Consider the following 434-nt stretch of genomic DNA (forward strand, 5'->3'; position numbering starts at 1 on the left):
GCCTCTTTAAGCGGCTTTGTTTTTTTGATCAGGCTTGAAAATGTGTCAAATTTGGAGCTTTTAAAAAAAGCCATGCTACATTCTGGAGCAACGTTTTGGGCGAAAAAAACAAAACAAGGTATTCCGCCCCGCTCTTTGTGCGCTTTTGGATAAACTTTAGGTATTTTTTGAGATTGTAGGCCATTGCCGAGAGGTGCATACATTTGTTTGCCTGTGCCAGCCCCAGGGTGTTTACCTTGCCAAGCCCCATAAACTGGGTAAGTGTCCCGAATACCGGTTCCACCGTACTCTGCCTTTTGCCCTTCATATACCTGCCCTGGGGGCTATTGACCCGCGCAATGTTGCGCTGATATTCTGCACGGTAATAGGTAACGCTGAACTTCTTTTCCTGTGCGCTTTTGCCCAAACAACTGCTCCTTATGGGGCAATCGATG

Annotated in this window: 1 protein-coding gene; it reads right to left on the bottom strand. The window is 46.8% G+C overall.

Annotation, left to right across the window (positions count from 1 at the left end; translation table 11 throughout):
• Positions 1-28: 28 nt before the first annotated feature.
• Positions 29-434: transposase (locus AEQU1_RS00050; RefSeq protein ID WP_220092300.1), on the bottom strand; the 406-nt coding region annotated here is incomplete at its 5' end.

Origin of the sequence: Aequorivita sp. CIP111184 (assembly GCF_900489465.1) — a bacterium.
In the GTDB taxonomy this organism is placed as follows: domain Bacteria; phylum Bacteroidota; class Bacteroidia; order Flavobacteriales; family Flavobacteriaceae; genus Aequorivita.